This is a genomic window from Streptomyces sp. MH60 (genome assembly GCF_002939385.1).
Classification (GTDB): Bacteria; Actinomycetota; Actinomycetes; order Streptomycetales; family Streptomycetaceae; genus Streptomyces.
Genome location: NZ_MULI01000175.1, coordinates 1 through 1,951, shown reverse-complemented (window position 1 = coordinate 1,951; position 1,951 = coordinate 1). Strand labels below are relative to the sequence as shown.

Genomic DNA, 1,951 nt, shown 5'->3' with positions numbered 1-1,951 from the left:
GGCCTGCGCCCGGCCCCGTGGCCCCGGGCACCGGGAGCCCGCCGACGCCGCGCGCCTCGATGGCGGCCCGCCGGGCGGCCTCGGGGTCGGCGTCACCGGGGCCGTAGACGCCGGTCCGGGGGGTGCCGCCACCGGGACCGAAGGTTCCGTTCGGGTCGACGGCGGTGCCCGGCTCCTCGTCGGGCGGCGGGGGCACCGGGTCGTACCCGCACAGCGCCTCCTCCGCCGCCCCGACCGCCAGGCCGGTCAGCATGACCCGCCCGTCGTCGCAGACGAGCACGGTGCGCGCGGTGATGTTGCGGTGCACCCAGCCGTACGAGTGCAGCACCCGCAGCGCCAGGAGGACGTCGGAGGCCACCTCGGCCGCCCGGTACGGCGTCAGGGTCTGTTCGGCGAGCAGCGCGGCCAGCGGCCTCGCGGCCACCAGCTCGCTGACGATCCACAGCGAACCGCCCTCGGCGAAGACGTCGAAGACCTGGTCCAGGCGCGGATGGTCGGGCACCGCGGCCGCGGCCTGCGCGGCCTCGACGGCACGCCGTACCACCGGATCGGCCGGCCGCCTGGGGCCGCCGCCCGCGGCCGGGGTCCGCCTGCCGGGGTGCCGGGCGCCGCCGTCCCGGGCCGTGAAGCCGTCGGGCAGACCGTCCGCGTCGAGCACCTCGGCCTCGACGACCTCCGGCAACGGGATCTGGCGGACCAGGACTTCCTGACCGCTGTAGGTGTCGAAGGCCCGGGTCTCGGTGAGTTCGTACTCGTCGGACGGCGGCAGGGGCAGGCGGTAGCGGTCGGCGAGCACCCGTCCCGCGTAGTCGTCCACGTCGCCACCCCCGGCAGCCGTCGGTCAATTCCGTTCGTCCGGCGGGCCGTTCCGGCTGCGTACGGTCCGCAACCACTCACGATACGTGCCGGAGGCAACCCGCAATGAGCTGATGCCAGATATCGCGCGGCTCAAACCCGGGCCCGTGGAGCCCGGACCGGAGAGCCCGGACCGGAGAGCCCGCCCCCGGGCCCGTCCGCTCAGGACTTGGGTTCGAAGGTCTTCGACAGGGTCCGCCAGGTGTCCCGGCGCAGATCGTCGCCCCAGTCGGCGGCCTTCGCGGTGTACATGAGCGCGTAGCCCTGGTGGTCGTTGACGACGAAGCCCCGGTCCACGGTGCGGTACTTGGTGCCACCGTCGGTGTAGGTGAACTCCCAGTCGGCCGCGTTCCAGCCCCGGTAGCCCACCTTCTCTATGCGGATCTTCTGGTAGTTCGAGCGGACCATGTACTGCTCCTGCTTCTTCCAGTCCGCGACGGGGTCGTCCTTGGGCGTGGAGGTCCAGGCGACCAGCAGCTTCTGCCCGCGGGGGCCGGTGAACCGGTCGCCCGAGGAGCCCGTGGTGGTGAACTTCCAGCCCTCGGGCAGACCGATGCGGTAGCCCTGGCCGCCCTTGTGGGTGGCGGCCACGCCCTCGTCGTCGGACTTCCCGGCGTCGTCCGACTCGCCGTCGCCCTCGCCGGACGCGCTCGCCCCGGCGTCCGGGGCGCCGGACGCGTCCTCACTCGTCGCCGGGCCGGAGGCGGAGGAACCGTCCGTGCCGGTGCCGCTCTCCCCGTCCCGCTTGGTGTCGCCGCTCGCACCGGCGGAGGCCACGGGCTTGCCGCCGCTGCCGCCCTCGGCGCCCTGGTCGTCGTCGCCACCGCCGAGGGTGAGTGCCAGCACGGTGCCGAGCACGGCCAGCGCCACGACGACCGCGATGATGATCAGCGTCCGGCGCGGCACCACGTCGGTGAGCGGGGCCCTGGGCACGGGCCGGGCGGGCAGGTCCGGCGGCGGCACGACGGGCCAGCCGGAACTCCGCGTTCCACCGGCCGCGTTCGCCGCGCCGGTCCCCGAGCCGGCCGTTCCGGCGGCGCCACCGCCACCGTGACGCGTGCCCGCGCCCGGTCCCGAGGCCGATCCCGCCCTCGGC

Annotated in this window: 1 protein-coding gene and 1 pseudogene; both read right to left on the bottom strand. The window is 75.2% G+C overall.

Annotated features, from left to right (window positions below):
• The coding region (locus BZZ08_RS38365; protein ID WP_157953372.1) for a protein kinase at positions 1 to 817 on the bottom strand (817 nt) is incomplete at its 3' end.
• A 200-nt stretch (positions 818 to 1,017) separates the two neighbouring features.
• Positions 1,018 to 1,951: pseudogene (locus tag BZZ08_RS38360) on the bottom strand (serine/threonine protein kinase); the annotation flags it as partial.